27 protein-coding genes are annotated in these 24,255 nt (G+C 68.5%); 13 read left to right on the top strand and 14 right to left on the bottom strand.

What is annotated here, in order from left to right:
* Positions 1-336: 336 nt before the first annotated feature.
* Positions 337-1,590 (top strand): YibE/F family protein, encoded by a 1,254-nt coding sequence (locus ACWD4O_RS09330; RefSeq protein WP_451278958.1) that lies wholly within the window; start codon positions 337-339, stop codon positions 1,588-1,590.
* A 308-nt stretch (positions 1,591-1,898) separates the two neighbouring features.
* Here ACWD4O_RS09330 and ACWD4O_RS09325 read toward each other — a convergent pair whose 3' ends face one another.
* The 4 genes from ACWD4O_RS09325 to ACWD4O_RS09310 all read right to left on the bottom strand — a co-directional run bounded on the left by ACWD4O_RS09325 (position 1,899) and on the right by ACWD4O_RS09310 (position 4,222).
* Positions 1,899-2,345 carry an SsgA family sporulation/cell division regulator gene (locus tag ACWD4O_RS09325; protein ID WP_020130693.1) on the bottom strand — a complete coding sequence of 149 codons (447 nt, stop codon included), beginning with the start codon at positions 2,343-2,345 and terminating at the stop codon, positions 1,899-1,901.
* Between the two features lie 100 nt (positions 2,346-2,445).
* Positions 2,446-3,309: an IclR family transcriptional regulator gene (locus ACWD4O_RS09320; protein ID WP_451278955.1), complete on the bottom strand. Its 864-nt coding sequence runs from the start codon at positions 3,307-3,309 to the stop codon at positions 2,446-2,448.
* Positions 3,310-3,507: 198 nt separating this feature from the next.
* The gene (locus ACWD4O_RS09315) at positions 3,508-3,720 is read right to left on the bottom strand and encodes a DUF5326 family protein (protein WP_351907652.1); all 213 of its coding nucleotides are present in this window, start codon (positions 3,718-3,720) and stop codon (positions 3,508-3,510) included.
* Positions 3,721-3,904: 184 nt separating this feature from the next.
* The gene (locus tag ACWD4O_RS09310) at positions 3,905-4,222 is read right to left on the bottom strand and encodes a cupin domain-containing protein (protein ID WP_358802225.1); all 318 of its coding nucleotides are present in this window, start codon (positions 4,220-4,222) and stop codon (positions 3,905-3,907) included.
* Between the two features lie 58 nt (positions 4,223-4,280).
* Here ACWD4O_RS09310 and ACWD4O_RS09305 point away from each other — a divergent pair, with 58 nt between their 5' ends.
* From ACWD4O_RS09305 to ACWD4O_RS09285, 5 genes are all read left to right on the top strand, one after another.
* Positions 4,281-4,658, top strand: coding sequence for a phage holin family protein (locus ACWD4O_RS09305; protein ID WP_451278953.1), 378 nt, complete (start codon positions 4,281-4,283; stop codon positions 4,656-4,658).
* A gap of 7 nt (positions 4,659-4,665) precedes the next feature.
* Positions 4,666-5,157, top strand: coding sequence for a low molecular weight protein-tyrosine-phosphatase (locus ACWD4O_RS09300; RefSeq protein WP_451278951.1), 492 nt, complete (start codon positions 4,666-4,668; stop codon positions 5,155-5,157).
* The gene (locus ACWD4O_RS09295; RefSeq protein WP_451278949.1) at positions 5,154-6,311 is read left to right on the top strand and encodes a cystathionine gamma-lyase; all 1,158 of its coding nucleotides are present in this window, start codon (positions 5,154-5,156) and stop codon (positions 6,309-6,311) included. Before ACWD4O_RS09300 ends, ACWD4O_RS09295 begins: the two co-directional genes overlap by 4 nt.
* A gap of 229 nt (positions 6,312-6,540) precedes the next feature.
* Positions 6,541-7,446 carry a LysR family transcriptional regulator gene (locus tag ACWD4O_RS09290; protein WP_451278947.1) on the top strand — a complete coding sequence of 302 codons (906 nt, stop codon included), beginning with the start codon at positions 6,541-6,543 and terminating at the stop codon, positions 7,444-7,446.
* 88 nt (positions 7,447-7,534) lie between these two features.
* Positions 7,535-8,017, top strand: coding sequence for an NUDIX domain-containing protein (locus ACWD4O_RS09285; RefSeq protein WP_451278945.1), 483 nt, complete (start codon positions 7,535-7,537; stop codon positions 8,015-8,017).
* A 42-nt stretch (positions 8,018-8,059) separates the two neighbouring features.
* On the opposite strand, the gene ACWD4O_RS09280 is transcribed toward ACWD4O_RS09285, so the two are convergent.
* The gene (locus ACWD4O_RS09280; protein ID WP_451278943.1) at positions 8,060-9,718 is read right to left on the bottom strand and encodes a globin domain-containing protein; all 1,659 of its coding nucleotides are present in this window, start codon (positions 9,716-9,718) and stop codon (positions 8,060-8,062) included.
* A gap of 426 nt (positions 9,719-10,144) precedes the next feature.
* Positions 10,145-10,777 carry an HAD family hydrolase gene (locus ACWD4O_RS09275; protein WP_451278941.1) on the bottom strand — a complete coding sequence of 211 codons (633 nt, stop codon included), beginning with the start codon at positions 10,775-10,777 and terminating at the stop codon, positions 10,145-10,147.
* A 249-nt stretch (positions 10,778-11,026) separates the two neighbouring features.
* Between ACWD4O_RS09275 and ACWD4O_RS09270 the strand changes: the two genes are divergently transcribed.
* Positions 11,027-11,893: a GNAT family N-acetyltransferase gene (locus tag ACWD4O_RS09270; protein WP_451278939.1), complete on the top strand. Its 867-nt coding sequence runs from the start codon at positions 11,027-11,029 to the stop codon at positions 11,891-11,893.
* Between the two features lie 72 nt (positions 11,894-11,965).
* Here ACWD4O_RS09270 and ACWD4O_RS09265 read toward each other — a convergent pair whose 3' ends face one another.
* Positions 11,966-12,385 carry a GlcG/HbpS family heme-binding protein gene (locus ACWD4O_RS09265; RefSeq protein WP_451278937.1) on the bottom strand — a complete coding sequence of 140 codons (420 nt, stop codon included), beginning with the start codon at positions 12,383-12,385 and terminating at the stop codon, positions 11,966-11,968.
* Between the two features lie 69 nt (positions 12,386-12,454).
* Positions 12,455-13,693, bottom strand: a complete 1,239-nt coding sequence (locus ACWD4O_RS09260; protein ID WP_451278935.1) for an MFS transporter — start codon at positions 13,691-13,693, stop codon at positions 12,455-12,457.
* Between the two features lie 144 nt (positions 13,694-13,837).
* Here ACWD4O_RS09260 and ACWD4O_RS09255 point away from each other — a divergent pair, with 144 nt between their 5' ends.
* Together ACWD4O_RS09255 and ACWD4O_RS09250 are read left to right on the top strand one after the other, a co-directional pair.
* On the top strand, positions 13,838-14,311 hold the full coding sequence (locus ACWD4O_RS09255) for a MarR family winged helix-turn-helix transcriptional regulator (RefSeq protein WP_450946575.1): 474 nt from the start codon (positions 13,838-13,840) through the stop codon (positions 14,309-14,311).
* Between the two features lie 10 nt (positions 14,312-14,321).
* Positions 14,322-14,774, top strand: coding sequence for an N-acetyltransferase family protein (locus ACWD4O_RS09250; RefSeq protein WP_451278933.1), 453 nt, complete (start codon positions 14,322-14,324; stop codon positions 14,772-14,774).
* 79 nt (positions 14,775-14,853) lie between these two features.
* On the opposite strand, the gene ACWD4O_RS09245 is transcribed toward ACWD4O_RS09250, so the two are convergent.
* Positions 14,854-16,242 (bottom strand): serine hydrolase domain-containing protein, encoded by a 1,389-nt coding sequence (locus ACWD4O_RS09245; protein WP_451278931.1) that lies wholly within the window; start codon positions 16,240-16,242, stop codon positions 14,854-14,856.
* Positions 16,243-16,405: 163 nt separating this feature from the next.
* Between ACWD4O_RS09245 and ACWD4O_RS09240 the strand changes: the two genes are divergently transcribed.
* The gene (locus ACWD4O_RS09240) at positions 16,406-16,969 is read left to right on the top strand and encodes a dihydrofolate reductase family protein (RefSeq protein WP_451278929.1); all 564 of its coding nucleotides are present in this window, start codon (positions 16,406-16,408) and stop codon (positions 16,967-16,969) included.
* 106 nt (positions 16,970-17,075) lie between these two features.
* Here ACWD4O_RS09240 and dnaB read toward each other — a convergent pair whose 3' ends face one another.
* On the bottom strand, positions 17,076-18,554 hold the full coding sequence (dnaB, locus tag ACWD4O_RS09235; RefSeq protein WP_451278927.1) for a replicative DNA helicase: 1,479 nt from the start codon (positions 18,552-18,554) through the stop codon (positions 17,076-17,078).
* Positions 18,555-19,013: 459 nt separating this feature from the next.
* Between dnaB and ACWD4O_RS09230 the strand changes: the two genes are divergently transcribed.
* Complete coding sequence (locus ACWD4O_RS09230) at positions 19,014-20,351, top strand: MATE family efflux transporter (protein WP_451278925.1); 1,338 nt, start codon at positions 19,014-19,016, stop codon at positions 20,349-20,351.
* Between the two features lie 161 nt (positions 20,352-20,512).
* Here the strand turns inward: ACWD4O_RS09230 and rplI are convergent, their stop codons facing one another.
* The 4 genes from rplI to rpsF form a co-directional block, all read right to left on the bottom strand.
* The gene (rplI, locus tag ACWD4O_RS09225; protein WP_351907623.1) at positions 20,513-20,959 is read right to left on the bottom strand and encodes a 50S ribosomal protein L9; all 447 of its coding nucleotides are present in this window, start codon (positions 20,957-20,959) and stop codon (positions 20,513-20,515) included.
* 18 nt (positions 20,960-20,977) lie between these two features.
* Positions 20,978-21,214 carry a 30S ribosomal protein S18 gene (rpsR, locus tag ACWD4O_RS09220; protein ID WP_020130672.1) on the bottom strand — a complete coding sequence of 79 codons (237 nt, stop codon included), beginning with the start codon at positions 21,212-21,214 and terminating at the stop codon, positions 20,978-20,980.
* Positions 21,215-21,293: 79 nt separating this feature from the next.
* The gene (locus ACWD4O_RS09215) at positions 21,294-21,905 is read right to left on the bottom strand and encodes a single-stranded DNA-binding protein (protein WP_358802236.1); all 612 of its coding nucleotides are present in this window, start codon (positions 21,903-21,905) and stop codon (positions 21,294-21,296) included.
* A gap of 76 nt (positions 21,906-21,981) precedes the next feature.
* Positions 21,982-22,272 carry a 30S ribosomal protein S6 gene (rpsF, locus tag ACWD4O_RS09210; protein WP_006604399.1) on the bottom strand — a complete coding sequence of 97 codons (291 nt, stop codon included), beginning with the start codon at positions 22,270-22,272 and terminating at the stop codon, positions 21,982-21,984.
* Positions 22,273-22,559: 287 nt separating this feature from the next.
* On the opposite strand from rpsF, the gene ACWD4O_RS09205 reads away from it, so the two are divergent.
* Positions 22,560-22,871, top strand: coding sequence for a hypothetical protein (locus tag ACWD4O_RS09205; protein ID WP_451278922.1), 312 nt, complete (start codon positions 22,560-22,562; stop codon positions 22,869-22,871).
* 213 nt (positions 22,872-23,084) lie between these two features.
* Complete coding sequence (gene femX / locus ACWD4O_RS09200) at positions 23,085-24,206, top strand: peptidoglycan bridge formation glycyltransferase FemX (protein WP_351907617.1); 1,122 nt, start codon at positions 23,085-23,087, stop codon at positions 24,204-24,206.
* The last annotated feature ends 49 nt before the right edge of the window (positions 24,207-24,255 follow it).

The following is a 24,255-nucleotide window of genomic DNA, read 5'->3' as shown; positions in this document are numbered from 1 at the left end:
GGTCATGGGCAGAGCCCCGACCGCGGTCATGGCAACGGTCGGGGTGACGGTCTTCGGGGCGACCCGGGCGAAGCCCACAGCAGCGGCCACGGCGGCGGACACGACCATGGCCGCGGCGAAGGCCACGGCAACGGGTCGGGCTCCGGCGGCGGACACGGTCATGGCCCCGGTTCCGGCGGGGGGCACGGCTCAGGCCCGGGCGACGGGCACGGGCCGGGTTCCGGCGGGGGCCAGGGGCATTCCCACGGTCACAGCCACAGTCATGGCCCGGCCGCCCCCGTCTCCCAGCACCTGCGCAAGGTCATCGCGGCCATCCTCATCCCGTTCGGTGCGGCGGTGCTGGTCGGGCTCGTCGTGCTGTGGCCAGGCGGCGCTCCGGCGCACGAACGCACCGGAGTCGGCTTCGACCGGCAGACCCAGCAGGCCACGGTCACCAAGGTCGTGAAGGTGAGCTGCGCGTCGGTGAACGCCTCGGGCGACACCCCGACCGGCGACACCTCGACGGCCGAGGGCTCATCCGCGCAGCAGCAGGCGAGCGGCTCCTGCAAGAGGGCCACGATCCGCGTGGACACCGGCAACGACAAGGGCCGTACATTCACGGAGATCGTCCAGCCGGACCAGTCACGGCAGTTGGAACAGGGCGAGAAGGTCGTGGTCGCCTACGAGCCGTCCGCGCCGAAGGACCTGCAGTACTCGGTGACCGACGTGAACCGGCGCATCCCCATGGGGGTGCTGGCCATCATCTTCGCGGTCGCCGTCGTGGTCGTCGGGCGGCTTCGGGGCGTCATGGCGCTCGTCGCGCTGGCCATCAGCTTCCTGGTGCTGAACTTCTTCGTGCTGCCCGCGATCCTGCAGGGCTCGAACCCACTGGTCGTGGCGGTCGTGGGGGCGAGCGCGATAATGCTGATCGCGCTCTATCTGTGTCACGGCCTCTCGGCCCGCACATCCGTCGCGGTGCTCGGCACACTCATCTCACTGCTGCTCATCGGCATCCTCGGTTCAGTGTTCATCGACTGGGCGGCGCTCACCGGCAACACGGACGACAACACCGGCCTGATCCACGGCCTGTACCCGTCGATCGACATGAGCGGTCTGCTGCTCGCCGGCATCATCATCGGTTCGCTCGGTGTCCTCGACGACGTGACGGTCACCCAGACCTCGGCTGTCTGGGAACTGCACGAGGCCAACCCGTCGATGGGCTGGCGCGGGCTGTACCGGGCCGGCATCCGCATCGGCCGGGACCACATCGCGTCCGTGGTCAACACGCTCGTCCTCGCCTACGCCGGTGCCGCGCTGCCGCTGTTGCTGCTCTTCTCGATCGCGCAGAGCAGCGTGGGCGGCGTCGCCAACAGTGAGTTGGTCGCCGAGGAGATCGTGCGCACGCTGGTGGGGTCGATCGGCCTGGTCGCCTCCGTGCCCGTCACGACTGCCCTGGCCGCCCTGGTGGTCGCCGCCGACCGGCCGGGTCCGGGAACGGCGTCCGTACCGGCCCAGGAGACGACTCCGACGGCTCCGGCCGCCGCTGTGGCAGCGACGACCACTGGTCCTGCCCAGGGCCGGGGCGGCCGCGGCAGGCGACGCAAGCGTTAGGACGAGAGGGCGGCTGGAGAGCGAGGGCGGGAGAGCGGGAGCGAGGGCGGGAGAGCGCCCGAGAGCCGGAGCGGCGGCAGGCTCGGGCGGGCGACCGGCTCTCCGTCAGGCCCTCGGCAGGGTCCGCCGGGGGGAGCACCCGGCCAAGGACCCCAAGGGCACCCCGGCAAAACCGGAAAGAGCCTCCAGGAAGCCTGAGAAGGCCCGAGAAGGCCCCTTCGGCCGAACGGCCGCAGCACCACAGGAGAAGCGTTCCTGCATAGCTTCACCAGTGGCGAAGCGTTCTGCCACCGCTCGCCGCCGTCCCGTCAGCCGGCGCTCTGCTCCTCGGCGAGGATCCGGTCCAGTGCCTCGTCCAGATGGGCGTCGAAGTCGGCGAGTGCACCCTCCTGGCCCAGCGGGACCAGCTTGTCGGTGCGGTCGAGGAAGGCCACGAGCGGCGCTGCCGAGGAGCGGAACAGAGCCTGGTCGCCGCCGACCTGAAGCCGGATCAGGACCTCCCCCAGCACGTCGGGATCGACGGGCGAGACCCGGACGTCACCCTCACCGCACGGCCTGCCCACCCCGTCGATGAGCAGTTCGCGCCCGAAGGCCCAGGTCACCGGGGCATCGCCGGGCAGGTGAAAGGTGAGCCGCACGGCATAGGGATCGCACGACTCGTACCCGAGCTCCACCGGGATGCGGAACGAGAGCTCCTCGGACACGAGAAAACTCATCATGACTTCTGCCTGTACTGCCTGCACGGACTCGCGCATCGCCTTACCCCGTCATTTGCCGTCGACTGGCCGGGAATGAACCTTTTGACACTGCAGGCATCTTGCTGAACGTACACAACAGATCACAAGGAGTGAGTTTTCAGATACTGATAGAGATCGCGAGCGCCCCCAACAGTCGCCCGACCTCGTTCTGCAGTTGCCGGGCCGCCGGGAGCAGCCGGTCGGCATGGTGGGAGGGGAGAGAGATCGCCATCGTCGCCGCTGTGGTGCCCACGGTGATCGGAATGGCGGCACATACGGTGCCCAGCGCGTACTCCTGTCGTTCCACGACCGGTTCCATGCGCCGCATGCGCTCCAGGCGACGCAACAGGGTGTGGTCGTCACGCACGGTGTACGGAGTGATCGACTCCACCGGGTAGCGGTCCAGATGGTCGCGTCGGGTGTCCTGGTCCAGTTGGGCGAGCAGGCACTGGCCGATCGCGTGCGCGTGTCCGGTCTCGCGGAAGTCCGCCCACTCCTCGACGGCCGGATTGCCCGGGGTGTCGGAGACGCACATGATCTCGATCTCGCCGTCGCGGTACTGGGCGTAGTACACGGGGACACCGATCGAATCGCGCCACTGCGCAAGGGTGTCGGCGACCGTGCTGCGACGTTTCTGCGCCGCCCCGCTGCTGCCGAGCCGTTCGGCGGCCTCGCCGAGGAAGAACAGCCCTTTGTCCCGGCGCAGATAGCCCTCGTGCACAAGGGTGCGCAGCAGGTGGTAGGCCGTGGGCAGAGCGAGGCCGGTCTCCCGGGCGAGTTGTTTCGCCGGGGCCCCGTACTCGTGCTCGGCGACGGACTCCAGCAGACGCATGGCGCGCTGGACGGAGCCGATCAGGGTGGCCGCGGGGTGCGGATGCTCGGGGACGGCCGTGTTCGGCGGGCGTTGGAGCGGGGGTGCGGAGGAACGCGGCCGGCTGGGAGGTGCGAACGGTTCTGCGGATGCGGTGTCAACCGTGGCCAAGGGTCACTCCCGAAGCGCGAGGGGGCGGTCCGTGCGGGGGAACACGGGAGGGGGGTGTACGCCGCTCGCGGGGTCGTCCCCGCGTCGAATTCCGGACTTTAACCGTCCACCACCGCTTGCAGACGGGCTGTCGGGAAAACTTCCCCCGGCCGAGGGAACCGGCGATTCCTGTTACCGATCACCGGCCTCCCGTACCGATCACCAGTCGCTGCGCGAGGACGAACTCGACATGAACTTCCGTACGACGTAGATCAGTCCGCCGACCAGCGCCACGAAGATCAGCAGCTTGAAGAGCAGGCCGATCACGAACCCGACGACGCTGGCTATCAGCCCGCCGAACACGACCAGCGCGATGACCGGCACCGCGACCCACTTCACCCACCACGGCAGTCCCGTGAAGATCTCTTGCATCGCTCTGGTTCCTCATCCTCTTCGGTCGATGTCCGGCACCCCTGTCGGGCCGGATCATTTCGATGTCCTGCCGTCGATGCTAGATCCGAAGAGGGTGCCGGCGGAGGCCTCGGACCCCTTGTCCTCCCCTGACCGATCCCCTAGGGAACCCCGAGACCACGCATCGGCTGTGAGACGGAGAGGCTCAGCCCTCGGCCGGCGAGAACATGACCAGGACCCGCAGGTCCTCGCTGATGTGATGGAACTTGTGAGCCACTCCGGCCGGGACGTACACCACGCTGCCACGCGCCACTTGGGTGGTCTCCATGCCGACGGTGATCGAGGCGCGTCCGCTCACGACGAAGTACACCTCGTCCTGATTGTGCGGATTCTGTGGATCATGCGTGCCCGCGTCGAGTGCGTACAGCCCGACCGACATGTTCCGTTCATGCAGAAACTGCAGGTAGGCACCGTCGTTGGCGGCTCGCTCCGCCTCCAGTTCATCCAACCGGAATGCCTTCATCGACCTTGTCCGCCCTCGTCCGGTGCTCGTTTGCGATCTCTCTGCCACGATCAGACACATGAAGAATTTCGTAGTCAAGACGATCGCCAACGCAGGCGCCCTGGCGGTCGCCGTCTGGCTGCTCGACAAGATCACCCTGACCGGTGACAGCACGGGCAAGAAGATCGGCACCCTCATAGTCGTCGCACTGCTCTTCGGCCTGGTGAACTTCCTGGTCAAGCCGATCGTCAAGGTGCTGACCTTTCCCCTGTTCATCCTCACGCTCGGTCTGATCACCCTGGTGGTCAACGCCCTGATGCTGATGCTCACTTCATGGCTGGCCGACAAACTCGACCTGAGCTTCCATGTGGACGGCTTCTGGACCGCGGTCCTGGGCGGCCTGATCATCTCCGTCGTCTCCTGGGCGCTCAACGTCGTCCTGCCCGACGGGGACTGAGACCACGATGACCTACCGCGTCTGTTTCGTCTGCACCGGCAACATCTGTCGCTCGCCGATGGCCGAGTCGGTCTTTCGCGCGCGCGTGGCGGACGCGGGCCTCGAGAGTCTGGTCGAGGTCGACAGCGCGGGCACCGGCGACTGGCACGAGGGCGAGAACGCCGACCCGCGCACCCTCTCCGTCCTGGAGGGGCACGGATACGCCCTCGACCACACGGCCCGGCGCTTCGAGCCGTCGTGGTTCGCCCGCCTCGACCTCGTGATCGCTCTGGACTCCGGCCATCTCAAGGCACTGCGCCTCCTGGCTCCCACGCGGGAGGACGCGGCGAAGGTACGGCTGCTGCGCTCCTACGACCCCGCGGCCGAGGGCGACCTGAACGTCCCCGACCCCTATTACGGGGGCCAAGACGGCTTCGAGGAGTGCCTTGAGATGGTGGAGGAGGCGAGCGCCGGTCTGCTCGCCGCGGTACGACACGATGTGGAAGGACGACTGACATGAGCGGTTCCGCTGCGGCCCAGGGGCCTCCCGGAGGCGCCGGCGAGGGCACGCGCGCGGTACGGGCCGGGCTGCCCGAGCCGGTGAAATACGAGCCGACCCTGCCCGGTCCGGTGTTCGCGGCGCATTTCCATCTGCCGGGCGAGCCCACGGGCCCATACACCTACGGCCGTGACGAGAACCCGACCTGGACCCACCTGGAGCACGCCATCGGCGAGCTGGAGGCACCGGGGCAGGACGACGTCGAGACGCTCGTCTTCGCCTCCGGCATGGCCGCGATCTCGTCGGTGCTCTTCTCCCAGCTGCGGGCCGGGGACACCGTCGTGCTGCCCGACGACGGCTACCAGGCGCTGCCGCTGGTGCGCGCGCAGCTGGAGGCCTACGGCATCGAGGTGCGCACCGCGCCGACCCGTGACGACGCCCAGCTCGACGTCCTCGACGGCGCGAAGCTGCTGTGGATCGAGTCCCCCTCGAACCCCGGGCTCGATGTGTGCGACATCCGGCGGCTCGTCGAGGCGGCACACGCGCGTGGCGCTCTGGTGGCCGTGGACAACACGCTCGCCACCCCGCTCGGACAGCGCCCGTTGGCACTCGGCGCGGACTTCTCCGTGGCCAGTGGCACCAAGCAGCTCACGGGCCACGGAGACATCCTCCTCGGCTATGTCACGGGGCGGGCCGGTGAGCCGATGACGGCCGTACGGCGCTGGCGCAAGATCGTCGGGGCGATTCCCGGGCCCATGGAGGCCTGGCTCGCGCACCGTTCGATCGCCACGCTCCAGCTGCGCGTCGACCGGCAGAACGCCAGTGCCCTGGCCGTGGCGCAGGCGCTGCGGGGGAGGCCCGAGGTGAGCGGGCTGCGGTACCCGGGACTGTCTGACGACCCGTCCCACAAAGTCGCCTCCCAGCAGATGCGGCGCTACGGGTGCGTGGTCTCCTTCACGCTGCCCACGCGCGCGCGTGCCGAGCGTTTTCTCGAGGCTCTACGGCTCGTGGACGACGCGACGAGCTTCGGCGGGGTGCGCTCCACCGCGGAGCGACGCGGGCGCTGGGGCGGGGACGCGGTGCCGGAGGGCTTCATCCGGCTGTCCGTCGGTGCCGAGGACCCCGAGGACCTGGTGGCGGATGTGCTGCGTGCGCTGGAGGAGTCGGCGCGGTGACCGCCTTAGGGACGCCCCGTCGGGGATCCGTCATGCACAGCGGACGGTCCGAGCCTCCCCCCTCGTGGCTCGGACCGCCCTCGGTTCTGCACGCGAAGAACCGCGCGAACAAGGCTAGTTGACTCTGTGTCAGTGTCCAATCACTGTAGCGACAGAAACCTATCGACTTATTTATAGTTGGGCCCTGCCTCGGAGCCGGGAGAAAGGCAGGGAAGGGGGAGGACGCCCGATGGATCTGGCCTTGCTCCGCACCTTCGTGACCGTGCACCGGGCCGGCTCCTTCACCCGCGCAGCCGCTCTGCTGGGCCTGTCCCAGCCGGCCGTCACCTCCCAGATCCGCACGCTGGAGCGCCAGCTCGGCCGGCCGCTGTTCCTGCGCCAGGCTCGCGGCGTGACACCCACGACCATCGGCGACGAACTCGCCCACAAGGCCGCTCCCCATCTCGATGCCCTGGTGGAGATCGCCGAGACCGGCCTCGACGACGAGTCCGCCGTCCGGACACTGCACCTCGCCGGTCCCCCCGAGTTCACCGCCGAGCGGGCCCTTCCCGCGCTCACAGAGCTGTCCGGCGACGACGGACAGGGATTCGCCCTGCGCGCCTCCTTCGGCACCGCCGAGGAGGTCCTGGAGGGCCTGGCCGCCGGTCACCACGACCTGGCCATCAGCACGGCCCGGCCGCGCGGAGCGCTGCTCACGGCCATCCCGCTGTGCGACGAGGAGCACGTCCTGATCGCCGGCCCGCAGTGGGACGGCCGTATCGACTCCGGGAAACTGCGCCGCGAGGGCGCGTCCGCCCTCGAGAACCTCCCCGTCGTCGAAGTCCACGAGTCTCTGCCCCTGGTCTCCCGCTACTGGGCCTCCGTCTTCGACTCCCGCCCCGCCGCCTCCGGCACCGTCATCGTTCCCGACCTGCGCGCGGTGCTCGCCTGCGCGATCGCGGGCGCCGGTCTGGCGGTCCTGCCCCGCTATCTGTGCGCGACCGCTCTCGAGCGCGGTGACGTCGTGGCGCTGCACGAACCCGCGGTACCGCCGCTGCGGACGTACGTCCTCGTGGTGCGCACCGGAACGCTGGCGATGCCGCATGTGGCCCGGGCCCACGAGTGGCTGCTGAGGGCCGCCGCCGAGTGGTGCTGACCCCGTTCCCGCGGGGTGTCACGGTATGAGCTCGCCCGGTGACGTTTCGCGATGTTTCACGTGGAACCAGCCGGGCCACATTTCTTCCATGACCGTCCGACCCGTGGCCAAGCGCACCGCACGAGCCGTTCTGCTGGACGGCGACAACCTGATCCTGATCAAGCGCACCAAACCAGGTGTGGATCCGTACTGGCTCACGCCCGGTGGCGGGGTCGAGCCGGACGACGCGACCGTCGTGGACGCCCTGCACCGCGAGGTGCACGAGGAACTCGGCGCCAAGATCACCGATGTCGTCCCCTGCTTCGTCGACACCGTCGAGCACATCGGCGAGGACGGCGGCGCGACCGGTGTGAAAGTGCAGCACTTCTTCGTCTGCCGCCTGGAGTCCATGGACCCGGCCCTGCGGCACGGCCCCGAGATCGAGGAGCCCGCCGGCGAATACGAGATCGTCCGCGTGCCCTTCACCCGGGTCGGGATCGCCTCGGTCCACCTGGTCCCGTTGTCGCTGCGGCACTACCTGGACGGGAACATCGAGGGCGTCCGCGCCATGCACGCTCCTGACCTGGGCTGACGTCCCGGTCCTGAGCCGGCGTGGCCTGTGGGCGGCGTGGAGTCAGCTGCCCGCGGCGACGAGTTCCTCGACCGAGTCATGGCGTATGCGCTCCGCGGGGATGCCGACCCCGCGCAGGGCGTCCACACCGCTGCGGATCATGCCGGGCGGACCGGAGACATAGGCGTCGTACTCGGTCCAGGGCCCGAAGGTGCGTATGGCGTCGGGCAGCTGGAGCAGCCCGTGCCGGTCCACCACCGGGCGGACCTGCAGCCATGGGTGGGACTGCTGAAGCCTGAGCATCGTGTCGATGTCGTACAGGTCGTGGTCACTGCGGGCGCCGTAGAACACCTCGACCGGGCGCCGCGCTCCATGCTCGGCGACATCTTCGACCAGCGCCTTGATGGGCGCTATTCCGGTGCCGCCCCCGAGACAGAGCAGCCCGCTGTTCCTGGTGTGGTCGACGGTCATCGAACCGGCCGGCGGGCCCAACCGGATGACGTCGCCCGGCCGTGCGCGGTGCACCAGGGAGTTGGAGACCCAGCCCGCGGGGATGGCCTTCACATGGAAGGTCAGCAGACCGTCGGAGCGGGGCGCTGAGGCGAAGGAGTAGTGCCGCCAGATCCGCGGCCACCACGGCGTCTCCAGGCTCGCGTACTGCCCGGCGAGGAACGGATAGGGCTGGTTCGGGCGGACGGTGAGGATCGCGACGTCCGGTGTTCGGAGGTCGTGCGACACGACCTCCCCGTGCCACCAGGCCGGGGCGCGCAGTTGGTCGACGGCCGCCGCATCGATCATGACCTGAGAGATCGTCGTGTACGTCCGGACCCAGGCGGCTTCCGTCTCGGCGTCCCACACGGCGTCCGCATACTTGCTCAGCGCGCCGATCAGACACTCGCCCACGGCCGGGTAGTGCTCGGCCTGCGTGCCGTACTTGCGGTGACCGCGGCCGAGGTTCTGCAGGTACTCGACGAGGACCGGGGTGTTGTCGATGTGCTCGGCGGCCGTGAGCAGCGCCTTGAGAAGCCGGTCCCGCTGGGCGTCCATCGCGGGCGGGAAGAGCGAGCGCAGCTCGGGGTGGCGGACGAAGAGCATCGCGTAGAAGTACGACGTGACCTTGTCGGCCACCGGGCCCACCTCGGTCATGGTGCGCCGGACGAGCACGGCGTCCGGAGATGCGGCCTTCATCTGCGCGGACCGCTGAGCGGGCACGAGAGGCTCGGCGGGCGGGACAGCGGGCTGCTGCCACTCAGGCGGACGAGGCTCGGCCAGCGCGGTGCGCTGCTGAGTGGGCAGACGCGACTCGGCGGGCCCCTGAGGGGCGGCGAGGGCTTGAGGAGGGGCCGCCTGCGCCTGAGCCGGGATGGGGGCCTGAGCCTGGACGGGGCCCTCGACCAGGGGCTGCGGCCCGGCTGGCGACGGCGGCGGTGCGCTCGCAGGGGTAGCCGTCGTCGCGGGGTACGGCGTGGCAGCCGACGGGGCGGGGGCCGACGAGCCCGGCTGTATTCGGGAGCCGGCGTCCGTGGTGCGGTCCTGGGGCTCGTTGCCGCCGTGCGGATCGGCCGTGTTCCTGCCCACAGGACGCAGGCCGGCGAGGCGACGGCCGCCCATAGCCCCCTGCTCGCCCCCTGCGGCCGGCTCCGGCTGCTTGCGCGGTGTGAACCATCCGTCCCCGCCGCCGGACGTGCCGTTGTCGGCCGACCTGGTGGTCGGAGCGTCCATGGTGTGCCTCGCCTCGAACATCTTTAGGTCGGTCTGCGCACTTCCTGGATCGGAAGGTGCCTGCTTCCCCCGCAGACGGCTTGCTTCTCCGTTCGGCTCCGCGCCCGAAACGGCCGCGGTCCACCCGTATTTCTGCTCCGCACGAACACGTAGGGCGAGAGTGCGACAGGGGGCACAGCCCTCTCATCGCAGCATCGCATCCTGCGTGAACGCCTCGGTCGCATCACCGGAAATGCGGGTCTTCGATCTCTCCGTCCCGTTAGGCTGCATTGCCCTGTTCTCGGCTCGCACGGAATGTGTGCACCCTGTCTCGCGCACCTCGTACCGGAAGCGAACCGGAGTCGACCATACCGGCCGTAGCTCGCCAGACAAGTCCCCCCTTCCCACCCGGGACACGCTCGGGGCGCGAACCGTCGATTCCTTCAATTACCGGACGTGACGCACCAGTTCATAGGCATCCCATAGATCCTTACCCACGTAGGAGTGGGTCGCGAGGCCCGACAGATGGCCGTCCGAGTTGATCGCCACGGAGACCGGCACGGCCTCGAAGAGATCCTTGTCGGAAAGCGAATCCCCGTACGCGACACAGCCGTCCCTCGTCACTCCGAACTCCGCGCACAGCCGTTCGGCGATCAACACCTTCGCCGCAGCGTTGAGCGCCCCCGTCGGATCCACAGGTTCGGTGAAAGGCAGCGCAGGAAACCGAGAACCGTAGGCCGCGTGCGCGCCCCAACCGGTGAGTCTTTCCACAAAGAAGGAAGGTGAGAGCGACACGACGGCGCAGTACTCGCCTCTGCTTCTGATCTCCGCCCAGACCTCACGGATACGTGCCAGCCACGGCGCACCTTCGAACGCGGCCGTCACATGATCTTCGGTGAGCTGCGTCCAGAGTTCATATACCTGCTTCGCATACTCCGGCGGCCCGATCAACCCCGCAGAGATCGACTGCTCGAGAACCACCGTCTCGGCCTCCATGCCGAGTTGGCGCGAAATTTCCAGCGGTGCGGAAGTTCCGTGGAGCAGCGTGCCGTCGAGGTCGAACAGGTGAAGTCTCGCCATGGCCCGAGGCTAACGGCAGGTCCTGTCAACTCCCTGACGGGGGCTCTCCCGAGCCTGTCGTTCGCGGCTGTTTCACGTGAAACAACGGCCCTGCTCGGGTCCTCTGCTCTGCTTCTGCTGCACGTGTTTCACGTGAAACACTCGCTCGCTGTCGCCGCACTGTGCAGTTGGCCACGACATGGCCAAAAGCACGTACGTCCAAGGGAAACGGGTGGACGTCAACGGCACCGGTCGGAAAGCCTGACCTGCGTGCCGACTCCTTCCCCCATCGCTCTGCCCATCCGCCGCCTGACGCACCGCGATCTCACCGCCTGCGCCGACTTGTCCGAGGATCGGGGGTGGCCGCGTGAGGAACACAAGTGGGGCCTTCTCCTCTCGGCCGGAAAGGGATACGGCATCGACGACCCCGACGGGGGCCTCGTCAGCGCCTGCGTGGTCAGCGAGTACGGACCGTACGGCCGCCCGGCTCTCGGCGCCATCGGCATGGTGCTGGTCGCCGAGCGGCACGCCCGGCAAGGCATCGGCCGGCGGCTGATGCGGCACATCGTCTCCCTCATGGGAACCACCCCGCTCACCCTGCATGCAACGCCGAACGGCCGTCCGCTCTACGAGGAGCTGGGCTTCAAGACCATCGGCCGGGCAGAAATGGTGCAGGGGCGGTTCACGCCGGGCGAACCGGCTACAGGCATCGCCACCCGTGCGGCCACCGCCGAGGACCTCACCGCGATCATCCGGCTCGACGAGGAGGTCTTCGGTGTCGATCGCACGCACGTGATCATCCGTCTCCCCGCTTTCGCCGACCAGTTGCGGGTCGCCGAGGACGCGGGCCGGATCGTCGGCTACGCGGCGGCATGGCCCAACATGAACACCCACGTCGTGGGTCCGCTGATCGCCCGGGACACGGAGACGGCGAAGGCCCTTCTCGCCTCCCTCGCCGCCGGGACAGATCGTCCGCTGCGCACCGACATCGACGTACGCCACGAAGGTCTGCTCGCGTGGGTGAAGGCGCGGGGCATGGAATCCGTCGCGTTCAACGCCGTCATGACCTACGGGGTCTCGGAGTTGCCGGGCGACTGGCGCCGCCGGTTCGCTCCATTGACGGTGGCGGCCGGCTGACGGCACGGACGGACGAAAGAACGCCGGGTCCCCTGTTGTAGGGGAGCCGGCGTTCTGCGTGGGCGTCCGCCGTCAGGCGAGCGCCTCCACGGCCGTCGCGGCAAAGCCGTGGTCCTGCTCCGGGGCACCGCCCCCGACCCCGATCGCGCCGATCAGGCGGCCGTCGCGATGGACCGGCACACCGCCCGCGATGAACAGCAGCGGTCGGTCGAGCGCGGTGGGCAGGGTGTGGAAGAGGCCTCCGGGCTGAACGGCGTCGACCAGGTCGGCGGTGGGAGCGTTCAGCTGGAGCGCCGTGTACGCCTTGCGCGTGCTCGTCTCCCCGGAGATCAGTACGGCCCGGTCGTCCCGCCGGAAGGCCAGCAGATGGCCGCCTGCGTCCAGGACGGTGACGCTGACCGTGACTCCGGCGGCCTCAGCGGCGCTGTGAGCCGCCGAGACGAGGGCTTCGGCGTCGTGAATGGTCAGGGGCGCGAAAGTGGTGGTGCTCATGGGGGAACTTCTCCTTGCGGTGTTGCTGCGGTTCGGTGCGAACGGACGCCATTCGGCGCTGGACGACATTCAGTTCTGGACGGCTTGCACGGCCTGGGTGCCCGCTGTCTGGCGCTCGGCAGCGGTGCTGCCCGCGACGATCTGGCCCGGGCGGCCGGCAGCGCTGTCGCGGCGTTCCAACGCGGCCGACACGAAGGCGAGGATCAGCGCGCCCGCTGCGAGGGCGGCGCCGACCCAGTTCGGCGCGGTGTAGCCGAGGCCGGCGGCGATGACGACACCGCCGAGCCAGGCCGACAGCGCGTTGCCGAGGTTGAAGGCGCCGATGTTCACGGCCGAGGCCAGCGTCGGGGCTCCGTGTGCCTGGTCCAGAACACGCTTCTGCAGCGGCGGGACGGTCGCGAAGCCAAGGGCGCCGATCAGAGTGATCGTGACGGCCGCGAGGGCCTTGTTGTGGGCGGTGAGAGTGAAGAGCGCCAGGACGACCGTGAGGGCGCCCAGCGAGACGTACAGCATGGGCATCAGGGCTCGGTCCGCGTACTTGCCGCCGACGAGGTTTCCGCCGACCATTCCGAGCCCGAAGAGAACGAGCAGCCAGGTGACGGAGCCGTCGGCGAATCCGGCGACGTGCGTCATCATCGGCGCGATGTAGGTGATGGCCGCGAAGACACCGCCGAAGCCGAGGACGGTCATCGCCATGGCGAGCAGGACCTGGGCGTTCTTGAAGACCGCCAGTTCGTGCCGCAGACGCACGCCCTCCGCCCGCGGCATCTCGGGCACGAGCTTGGCGATGCCGACCAGCCCGACGACACCGAGCGCGGCGACGACGGCGAAGGTGACGCGCCAGCCGATGTGCTGTCCGACAAGAGTGCCCAACGGGACGCCGACGACGTTGGCGACGGTGAGCCCGGTGAACATCATCGCGATGGCCCCGGCCTTCTTGTCGGGGGCGACCAGGTCGGCCGCGACGACGGAGCCGATGCCGAAGAACGCTCCATGGGCGAGCGAGGCGACCACCCGTCCGATCAACATCACGGCGAAGACCGGGGCGACGGCCGAGAGCAGGTTGCCCACGATGAACAGGCACATCAGCAGCATCAGCATCCGCTTGCGCGGAATCTTGGTGCCGAGGACGGTCATGAGCGGGGCGCCGACCACGACACCCAGCGCGTAGCCGGTCACGAGCAGGCCGGCCGTGGGGATGGAGACCCCGAAATCGCCGGCGACCTCGGGCAGCAGCCCCATGATCACGAACTCGGTCGTGCCGATTCCGAAGGCCCCGATCGCGAGGGCCAGAAGCGCGAGAGGCATGGAGACTAGAACCTTCCCAGACGATTGCAGGTGCGCTTTACGTTCGCCCACAATAGTTGCACACGCGGGCAATGTGCAACCGCAGACTATTGCGGAGGTGCTCTATCCTGGTGTCAGCCGCTCCGGGACCGAGGAGAAACGCCCATGACTGCGACGGACCCCGCGCTCACCGCTCTCGCCCAGGGCTGGTGCGCTCTCTCCCTGCTGCACGGGAGGATCGAGGCCCACATAGAGCGAGCACTACAGGCGCGGCACGACCTGAGCGTGCGCGAGTACTCCCTGCTCGATGTGCTCAGCCGACAGCACGACGGCGACGGCGGGCATCTGCAGATGAAGCAGGTGGCCGACGCCGTCGTCCTCAGCCAGAGCGCGACCACCCGGCTGGTGACCCGGCTCGAGGACCGCGGTCTGCTCGAGCGTTACCTGTGCCCCACCGACCGCCGCGGCATCTACACCAACGTCACCGACGCCGGCCTGAAGCTTCTCGCCGAAGCACGCCCGACCAACGACGGCGCCCTGCGCGAGGCGCTCGACACAGCCGCCGAGAACCCTGAACTGGCTCCGCTGGTACGGGTCGTGGAGTCGCTGAAGACGCCTGCCGCCGCCCTGGGTGCATAGGGTTGCGGTCATGGGAGATCTTGAAATACGAGCCGCTGTCGCCGAGGACATCCCCGCGATCGTCGGCATGCTCGCGGACGACCCCCTGGGCGCACAGCGCGAGTCGCCGGACGACCTCGGCCCCTATCTGACCGCGCTGGAACGGCTCACCGCCGACCCGAACCAACGCCTGGTCGTGGCCGTCCGCGAGGGGCGCGTCGTCGGCACCCTCCAGCTGACGATCGTCCCGGGTCTGTCCCGTCGCGGCTCGACCAGGTCGATCATCGAGGGTGTGCGCGTGCACGCCGACGAGCGTGGAAGCGGTCTGGGCACACGGTTCATCGAGTGGGCGATCGAGGAGTCCCGCCGGGAGAACTGCCAGCTGGTGCAGCTGACCTCGGACAACGCACGCACCGACGCCCATCGCTTCTACGAGCGGTTGGGCTTCGTCGCCTCACATGTGGGCTTCAAGCTGCAGCTCTGAGAAGTCCGCTCTCCGGGAGACCGGACTTGGTGAGAAGGAGCGCCTGTTTCACGTGAAACAGGCGCTCCTTCTCATGAGGCTAAGAGCCGATCCCCCGCCATCCCTCCGGGTCGACGCCACCAGGCACCGCGGCCCGCTCGTCGTACGGCTCGCGGGTGAACACGAACGACCCCAGGTCCAGGTGGTCGACGCTCCCGTCCGGCCTCTGCACCGCCCGCAGAAGCTCTCCTGCGTAGTAGCCCTCCAGGCCGGTCCATGTGCCGTCCCCGTTCGGCCTGAACCGGGAGCGTCGGCCGCCGCCGGACAGCGGCCCCAGGGCGACAAGCCCGTCGGCCGTCACTCGCAGGGCAAAGGGGCTGGTCCCCCAGTACCACTGACCGGCCAGCTCCAGGACGGAACCGTCGACTTCCCGCAAGGGACGCCAGGGCTCGGGAATCCGTGGCTCGGCCTCGGCGACGATGCGTACGAGATCGGCTGCCACCTGGGACGTCAGCAGGCCCGAGGTGCAGTTGGCGAGCACCACTGCGGCCACGTCGTCCGCCATGCCGATGGTGAGGGTCGCCAGGAAGCCGGGCACCGAGCCGGAGTGGCCCACGAGGATCCGTCCGTCGCGGTGCTGGATCTGCAGCCCCAGGCCGTATGCGGAGCCGTCCGCCACATCCGCCAGCCCCGCCGGGGCCGCGGGCGTCCACATCTCACGCAGGGTTTCCGCGCTCAGCACCCGGTCGTCGCCCCTCGCCAGGAAGACGGCGAAACGCGCGAGGTCGCCGGTCGTGGACCAGAGCTGACCCGCCGGGGCCATCCGTCCGAAGTCCTCGGCGGGCTCGGGCAGCAGGACATCGGCCCAGGGATGCACAGCCCAGCCGCCCGCGGCCGGGGCCTGCGGTCGGACAGTCGTACGGTCGAGGCCCAGAGGTTCGAGCACTTCACGCCGCAGTACGTCTTCCCAGGGCGCCCCGCGGAGCTCTTCCACAAGGGCGCCCAGGAGCGTATAGCCGGGGTTCGAGTAGTGGTGGCGTCGGCCGGCCGGATGCGGGGCCGCCTGGTCGCCGAGGACGTCGGCGAGCTCGGGCCGCAGTGAGCCAGGGGTTCGCTCCCACCACGGTCCGGGCGACTCGGCCGCCAACCCGCCGGTGTGGGCGAGCAGTTCGGCCACTGTGGCCTCCCCCGCGCCGGTGCCGGGCAGGTGTTTCTCCAGCGGGTCCTCAAGGTCGAGCACTCCTTCGTCGCGCAGCCTCAGCACGAGCACGGCGGTGAAGGTCTTGGTGATCGAGCCGATCCGGTACTGCACGTTCTCGTCCGGCGCGTGCCCGTCGACCGAGGTCCGCGCCCCGTGCCACACGGCCCGCCCGTCCCGTACGACCGCTGCGACGAGCGACGGCGCCCGTCCTTCGGCCTGGGCCACGGCGATCCGGTGCAGCAGCGCCCGCCGGGTGCCGGGCAGCAGCTCTTCCTGAGGTGTCGTCATGCGCTCAGTCCACCCGCCCACACGGCCGACGTCGAGCTCATTTCGCCGGACGGGCCCTGGGTCGCGCGGGTAGGCTCTCGCCGCCGCTCAGATCGCGCACCGATGATTTTCCCGCGCCGCGCCGGTCTGTACGCGTGAGACCGACTCACGGAAGGCTGGCGCCATGCGGAAACTGATCTACGGCATGAACCTGACCCTGGACGGCTACATCGCTGCGCCCGGCGACGACATCGGCTGGGGCGTGCCGAGCGACGAGCTGTTCCAGTTCTGGTCCGACCAGTTGCGGGCGACCGACCTGTCGCTGTACGGGCGCAAGCTGTGGCAGACGATGAGCTCCCACTGGCCGACCGGCGACCAGCAGCCGGGCGCCACCCCGGCGGAGATCGAGTTCGCGCGCCGCTGGCGGGACATGTCGAAGGTGGTGTTCTCCTCGACGATCGACAAGGTCGACTGGAACACCCGCCTGGTCACCGGCGACGCGGTCGCCGAGATCACCCGGCTCAAGGCCGAGGACGGCGGCTCGATGGACATCGGCGGCGCGACGCTCGCCGGGGCGGCCATGCGGGCCGGGCTGATTGACGAGTACGTGCTGGCCACCACGCCGGTCCTGGTGGGTAGCGGCACGCCGTTCTTCACCGCGCTGGACAACTGGGTGAACCTGAACCTGGTGGAGACACGGACGTTTCCCGGCGGCGTGATCCTGACCAGGTACGAGACGAGGCGCTGAGCAGCAGCACCCACGCGCTGGTCTCACGGTGATGGCGTACACGACATCGGTACGACACGGCCCGTGAGATGACGACATCAGCCGCGAGACCCTGCATCGCACGGGATCAGGTCTGCGCCATGTCCACGAAGCGCGAGTAGTGGCCTTGGAAGGCGACGGTGATGGTGGCTGTCGGGCCGTTACGGTGCTTGCCGACGATGATGTCCGCCTCGCCCGCGCGCGGGGACTCCTTCTCGTACGCGTCCTCACGGTGCAGCAGGATCACCATGTCGGCGTCCTGCTCGATGGAGCCGGACTCACGCAGGTCGGACACCATCGGCTTCTTGTCCGTGCGCTGCTCGGGACCACGGTTGAGCTGAGAGAGCGCGATCACCGGGACCTCCAGCTCCTTGGCCAGCAGCTTCAGGTTTCGGGACATGTCCGAGACCTCCTGCTGACGGCTCTCGGAGCGTTTGGAACCACCGGCCTGCATCAGCTGCAGATAGTCGATGATCACGAGCTTGATGTCGTTGCGCTGCTTCAGCCGACGGCACTTCGCGCGGATCTCCATCATCGACAGGTTCGGGGAGTCGTCGATGTAGAGCGGCGCGGAGGACACCTCGGGCATCCGGCGAGCCAGGCGCGTCCAGTCCTCGTCCGTCATGGTGCCGGAGCGCATGTGGTGCAGGGCGACCCGGGCCTCGGCGGAGAGCAGACGCATCGCGATCTCGTTGCGCCCCATTTCCAGGGAGAAGATGACGCTCGGCAGGTTGTGCTTGATCGACGCCGCACGCGCGAAGTCCAGCGCCAGCGTCGACTTGCCCATGGCGGGACGGGCCGCGATGACGATCATCTGGCCCGGGTGCAGACCGTTGGTGAGCGAGTCGAGGTCCGTGAAGCCGGTGGGCACACCCGTCATCTCGCCGCTGCGTGAGCCGATCGCCTCGATCTCGTCGAGCGCGCCCTCCATGATGTCGCCGAGCGGGAGGTAGTCCTCGCTGGTGCGCTGCTCGGTGACCGCGTAGATCTCCGCCTGGGCGCGGTTGACGATCTCGTCGACGTCGTCGTCGGCCGCGTATCCCATCTGCGTGATGCGGGTGCCGGCCTCGACCAGGCGGCGCAGTACCGCTCGCTCGTGGACGATCTCCGCGTAGTACTCGGCGTTGGCGGCGGTGGGCACCGTCTGGACGAGGGTGTGCAGATAGGGCGCGCCACCGACCTTGTTGATCTCGCCGCGCTTGGTGAGTTCGGCCGCGATCGTGATCGGGTCGGCCGGTTCGCCCTTGGCGTAGATGTCGAGAATCGCCTGGTAGATCGTCTCGTGCGCGGGCTTGTAGAAGTCGTGGCCCTTGAGCACCTCGACGACGTCGGCGATGGCGTCCTTCGACAGGAGCATGCCGCCGAGGACCGACTGCTCCGCGTCGAGGTCCTGCGGCGGTACCCGCTCGAAAGCGGTGCCACCGCCCTCCCATTCACCGCTGTCCCGGCCGCGATCATGCTGTTCGTCACGGCCGCGGCTCCCGTCCCCGCGTCGGCGGGAAGCGGGCAGACGATCACTGGGTCCGCTCTCGGCCCACGGGTCGTCCAAGGGCTCGGAAATGCTCACCGAGCAGCCTCCTCCCGTCCGCCGAGCGGACCTCGCCGTGCCTCAAGTTCTACGGCACGGCACTGACAATTGAGAGCCCCAACTCCGTTTGTGGAGCGTCGGTATTGTGAGGGTTTCATCGACCGACGGACGCAGCGGGTGCCGGACCACCGTAGGCCCGCAGGCACCTTCAGCCAATCTGGTTATCCACAGGCCATGTGGACGACGAGCCCGATGCTGTGGAGAACTCCGCAAAACCTGTGCATGACCCGGTGGACAGTACTGTGAACAAGCCCTCGCCTTTTCTTTTCGACCACCCCTGACCTGCACTTTCCCCATCCACTGGCTGTGCAGAAGAAAAAGTTTCCCGGTCGGGCCAAGATCCCTTCGAACGACGCGCGAGTGGACGCCCGATGCGGAGGGAGGTAAGGGTCACAGACCCATTGCATCTCTTACCTGTGGACGATTAGATTGGTGGTCATGACACAGGCTCCCGCGCCCCCCAGAGCCATCCGGCGGCAGCACGATCGGGAGATCGTCGCACTCGCCGTCCCGGCCTTCGGCGCACTCGTCGCCGAGCCGCTCTTCGTCATGGCCGACAGTGCGATCGTGGGCCATCTGGGCACCGCCCAACTCGCCGGGCTCGGAGTCGCCTCCGCACTTCTCATGACAGCCGTCAGCGTCTTCGTCTTCCTCGCCTACGCCACCACGGCCGCCGTCGCGCGCCGCGTGGGCTCCGGCGACCTTCCGGCCGCCATCCGCCAGGGCATGGACGGAATCTGGTTGGCTCTTCTGCTCGGCGCCGCCGTGATCGTGACGGTCCTGCCCGCCGCCCCGACACTCGTCGAGGTGTTCGGGGCCTCGGACACCGCCGCCCCGTACGCGATCACTTATCTGCGCATCTCGTCACTAGGCATCCCGGCCATGCTCGTCGTTCTGGCCGCGACCGGCGTCCTACGAGGACTCCAGGACACGAGGACCCCGCTGTATGTCGCCGTCGGGGGCTTCGTCGCCAACGGAGCCCTGAACGTCGGCCTCGTCTACGGCGCGGACCTCGGTATCGCCGGCTCCGCCTGGGGCACCGTCATCGCCCAGTGCGGTATGGCCGTGGCCTACCTCGCGGTGGTGGTGCGGGGAGCCCGCCGCCATGGCGCGTCTCTGCGGCCCGACGCCGCCGGCATCAGAGCCTCCGCCCAGGCCGGGGTGCCGCTGCTGGTCCGCACGCTCTCTCTGCGGGCCATTCTGATGATCGCCACCGCTGTGGCCGCCCGTCTCGGGGACGACGACATCGCGGCACACCAGATCGCGCTGGGCCTGTGGAGCCTGCTCGCCTTCGCCCTCGACGCCATAGCGATAGCCGGACAGGCCATCATCGGACGCTACCTCGGGGCCGGTGACGCTCAGGGCGCCCGTGACGTCTGCCGCCGCATGGTCGAGTGGGGCATCGCCGTGGGTATCGCCCTCGGCCTGCTCGTCGTGATCGCCAGGCCGCTGTTCCTGCCGCTGTTCACCAGCGACCCTGCGGTCAAGGACGCCGCGCTGCCGGCTCTTCTCGTGGTGGCGCTCTCCCAGCCGATCTGCGGCATCGTCTTCGTGCTGGACGGTGTGCTGATGGGTGCGGGAGACGGACCGTATCTCGCCTGGGCCATGGTGCTCACGCTGGCCGTCTTCACCCCGGTGGCCCTGCTGGTGCCGGTTCTCGGTGGCGGCCTCACCGCCGTGTGGGGAGCGATGACGCTGATGATGGCCGTCCGGATGCTGACTCTCTGGCTACGCGCCCGCTCCGGCCGCTGGCTCATCACCGGCGCAACCCGCTGAACGTTTCACGTGAAACCGGCGATCGCACGGAACAGCGACACAGAAGGTCGAGCAGAACCAGCCCTCGCGAGAAGCGGGCGTTTCACGTGAAACAAGCAAGCGGAAGGGGCCGCACCCACTGGGTGCGGCCCCTTCTCAGCACTTCAAGCCGAGCGCAGCGATCAGGCCGCGATGACCTCGATGTTGACCTTGGCGGCAACCTCGGGGTGCAGACGCACGGACGTCTGGTGCGCGCCCAGCGTCTTGATCGGCGAGCCGAGCTCGATGCGGCGCTTGTCGACCTCGGGGCCACCGGAAGCCTTGATCGCCGAAGCGATGTCAGCCGGGGTGACGGAACCGAAGAGACGACCGGCGTCGCCGGAGCGGACGGCCAGACGGACCTTCACGCCCTCGAGCTGGGCCTTCACAGCGTTGGCCTGCTCGATGGTCTGGATCTCGTGGATCTTGCGAGCACGACGGATCTGCTCGACGTCCTTCTCGCCGCCCTTGGTCCAGCGGATCGCAAAGTTCCGCGGGATCAGGTAGTTGCGAGCGTAACCGTCCTTGACGTCGACGACGTCGCCGGCGGCACCGAGGCCAGAGACCTCGTGGGTGAGGATGATCTTCATTTGTCGGTCACCCTTCCCTTATCGCGCCTGGGCGGTGTACGGCAGCAGCGCCATCTCACGGCTGTTCTTGACGGCCGTGGCGACGTCACGCTGGTGCTGCGTGCAGTTGCCGGTCACGCGGCGGGCACGGATCTTGCCGCGGTCGGAAATGAACTTCCGCAGCATGTTCGTGTCCTTGTAGTCCACGTACGTGACCTTGTCCTTGCAGAATGCGCAGACCTTCTTCTTAGGCTTGCGCACAGGCGGCTTCGCCATGGTGTTTCTCCTGTGTGATCAAGAAGTTGGGATACGACCCACCCTCGACCCGAAGGCCCGGATGTCCGGGCCCGACGGGCTAGAAGGGGGGTTCGTCCGAGTAGCCGCCGCTCTGCTGGCCGCCGCCGGAGCTTCCGCCCCAGCCGCCACCGCTGCCGCTGCCGCCGCCCTGGGCGCCACCGGCGGGAGCGCCTGTGGCCCACGGGTCCTCAGCGGGAGCGCCGCCGCCCTGCTGGCCGCCGCCGGAGTTTCCACCCCAGCCGCCGCCACCCTGGCCGCCACCGCCACCGCCGCCGTAACCACCCTGGCCGCCCTGGCCACCGCGGCCCGAGGCCTTGGTGACCTTTGCCGTGGCACTGCGCAGGCTGGCGCCGACTTCCTCGACGTCCAGCTCGTAGACCGTGCGCTTGACGCCCTCACGGTCCTCGTAGGACCGCTGCTTCAGCCGGCCCTGCACGATGACGCGCATGCCTCGCTGGAGCGACTCCGCGACGTTCTCCGCCGCCTGACGCCAGACGGAGCAGGTCAGGAACAGGCTTTCGCCGTCCTTCCACTCGTTCGTCTGACGGTCGAAGGTGCGGGGAGTGGACGCGACACGGAACTTCGCGACCGCCGCACCGGAGGGGGTGAAGCGCAGCTCGGGGTCGTCGACAAGATTGCCGACGACCGTGATGACGGTCTCGCCTGCCATGGGGGAACCTCTCGGCGGGTTTGCTGCTGGCTGCTTGTGCTGCTACTCGAAATCCCGAGATCAGCTGAGCGTGAGCTCAGTGGGTCTCGGGGCGGAGGACCTTGGTCCGGAGGACCGACTCGTTCAGGTTCATCTGGCGGTCGAGCTCCTTGACGACCGCAGGCTCGGCCTGCAGGTCGATGACCGAGTAGATGCCCTCGGGCTTCTTCTTGATCTCGTACGAGAGACGACGACGGCCCCAGGTGTCGACCTTCTCGACCTTTCCGTTGCCCTCACGGACGACGGAGAGGAAGTTCTCGATCAGCGGGGAGACAGCGCGCTCCTCGAGATCGGGGTCGAGGATGACCATCACTTCGTAGTGACGCATGTGGAACCCACCTCCTTTGGACTCAGCGGCCACGGTCGATCCGTGGCAGGAGGGTTGTGATGCGTACGCAACGGTATCGGCCGCCACTGACAATCGGGGGCCGGCGAGCGACATCCACGGTCTGAGCTGGGCAGACGCCCTGGCTCTGGCTGGGCAGACACCGGTGCAGAGGGTACAGACTACCTGCACACCCGCTTCCGGTTGAAATCCGGCGTGGTTGCCCGTCAATCTGTACACGTCGGGTGTGTATGGCGCTACGATGCGCCGCCTTCCGCAGGAGGTGCCACATGGCACAGGCATTGCGACCCAATACCGCCGGATCTCTCTTCGCCACCGACGGCAAATCCCATCCGCTCCAGGACACTCTGCTCGCCGTGACGCTGGTGCTCGGTCTGACGGCCTTCATCACGTCGTTCTTCCACAGCCTGCATCTGCTGAGCTCCTGGACCGGTCTGGTGGGAATCCTGACCGGCGCGTACGGACAGTGGATCTCCGAGACCACCCGTGAGCGCTTCGGCCTGATCCTGGGTCTCGGTGCCTCGGCCATGGGCTTCTTCATCGGGATGGCGCACGGCGGTCTCTTCGGCGGAGTCTGGTGAACGGACCGGCGCCGATCCCGGCATCCCGGACACCAACCTCACCGCAGGACGCGTAGGACACCTACGAACCATGACGGAACGCCCCGGCCGCACTCGGGCCGGGGCGCAGGTTCCATACGCCCAGTCAGGGCGCTCGCAAGGCGCAGTAGGCTTCGGCGCGAGAGCCGGAGCCCCCGTACCCATGGGGCCACACCAGCCCGAGGAGCGCCCCGAATGAGCCTGACCCTGAGGACGATCAGCCGAGAGCAGCATCTGGCATACATCCAGAGCCTGCCGTCGGCGAGCCACATGCAGGTTCCGGCCTGGGCCGATGTCAAGGCCGAGTGGCGATCGGAGAGCCTCGGCTGGTTCGACGGGCGAACCGGTGAACTGGTCGGCGCGGGTCTCGTCCTCTACCGCCAGCTGCCCAAGATCAAGCGTTATCTGGCCTATCTGCCCGAGGGCCCGGTCATCAACTGGTATGCGCCAAATCTGACCGAGTGGCTGGAACCGATGCTCGCGCACCTCAAGCAGCAGGGCGCGTTCTCGGTGAAGATGGGCCCGCCGGTGATCATCCGCCGCTGGGAGGCCACCTCCATCAAGGCGGGCATCCAGAACCCGGACGTGAAGCGACTGCGCGACATCGAGGCCGACTTCATCGAACCGCGCGCCTTCGAGGTGGCCGACAAGCTGCGCCGCATGGGCTGGCAGCAGGGCGAGGACGGCGGCGCCGGCTTCGGCGACGTCCAGCCGCGCTACGTGTACCAGGTACCGCTGGCGAACCGTTCCCTTGAAGAGGTCCACAAGAACTTCAACCAGCTGTGGCGCCGCAACATCAAGAAGGCCGAGAAGGCCGGCGTCGAGGTCGTCCAGGGCGGCTACCACGACCTCGAGGAATGGCAACGGCTGTACGAGATCACGGCCGTGCGCGACCACTTCCGGCCGCGCCCGCTGTCGTACTTCCAGCGCATGTGGACGGCCCTCAACACCGAGGACCCGAACCGCATGCGGCTGTACTTCGCCCGCCACAACGGGGTGAACCTGTCGGCGGCGACGATGCTGATCGTCGGCGGGCACGTCTGGTACTCCTACGGCGCCTCCGACAACATCGGCCGTGAGTTCCGTCCCTCGAACGCGATGCAGTGGCGCATGCTGCGCGACGCCTACGCGCTCGGCGCCACCGTCTACGACCTGCGCGGCATCTCCGACTCGCTGGACGAGACCGACCACCTCTTCGGCCTGATCCAGTTCAAGGTCGGCACGGGCGGTCAGGCCGCGGAGTACCTCGGCGAGTGGGACTTCCCGCTGAACAAGCTGCTCCACAAGGCGCTCGACATCTACATGTCGCGCCGCTGACGTCACGTTCGGTGATTCCATACCTCTGACGCCTCTGACACCCCTGACG

This window comes from Streptomyces sp. NPDC002623 (assembly GCF_053592635.1).
Note: the sequence above shows the minus strand (reverse complement) of the source record. Positions and strands in the feature narration are given on the sequence as shown.